Annotated in this window: 1 protein-coding gene; it reads left to right on the top strand. The window is 43.2% G+C overall.

Features of this window, described 5'->3' with window-relative positions; all coding sequences use genetic code 11:
• On the top strand, positions 1-666 hold a 666-nt coding region (locus ACT3RN_RS15960), incomplete at its 5' end, for a DUF2345 domain-containing protein (RefSeq protein ID WP_444518852.1).
• Positions 667-794 lie beyond the last annotated feature (128 nt).

The following is a 794-nucleotide window of genomic DNA, read 5'->3' as shown; positions in this document are numbered from 1 at the left end:
AGTTATACGCTGGCGGCAAATACGATTGATTCACTCTCAGGCGTCGGTGGTCAAGCTGGTCAGTCAGGACTACACATCAGTGCCAATAGCAAACCTGTAGCGATACAGGCACAAGGCGGTGAGTTGCAGCTGCACAGTCAGCAAAGTATGACAATCGGTAGTGAGTCAGGTCAGGTCAATGTGTCGAGTCCGAAGCGGATTAAGCTGCAAACGTCAGCTGGAGCGTCGATTACCATCGATGACAGTGGTATTAAGCTGGTGTGCCCAGGCACGGTTAAGATAAAAGCAGTGAAGAAAGAGATGGTGGCGGGGGCTAAAGCCAATTACTCGCTACCGATGATGCCTGATACTATTCCGCTGTTTAGTAATAAACTCGATGTTTATGATTTGTTTTATCAGCACAATTTTGAAGATATCGAGTTTCAGATGCTAAGACCTGACGGGCAACTGATAGAAGGTGTATTAGATGAACATGGGCGTACCGCACCAGTGATTAGCGATAAAGAAGAAGAGGTTGAAATACTAGTGGGCTTTAAAGATACGGATTGGGGTGTTGAGTTTGAACCTGATGGAGATGAAGAGGTAGAAGTGTCTGACGAAGATAGTAACAATGAATCAAAGGATTCTTCAGACCAAAACTCTGATCAGGAGAGCAACGATGAGTAAAACTAAAAGCATTGTATTTCAACTCAAGTTTATTAGTCTTCTTAACTGTAGTGGTCAACTAATTTAGGACACCTGATAAGAGGTTTTTGTTAAAGTAGCGTTTCTCTTTTTCTAGCGGTGTTAAATAA

This window comes from Psychrobacter sp. AOP5-GZ1-6 (assembly GCF_052376345.1).
GTDB lineage: Bacteria > Pseudomonadota > Gammaproteobacteria > Pseudomonadales > Moraxellaceae > Psychrobacter.
The sequence above is the reverse complement of the archived record's forward strand: the minus strand, read 5'-3'. Positions and strand labels throughout refer to the sequence as shown.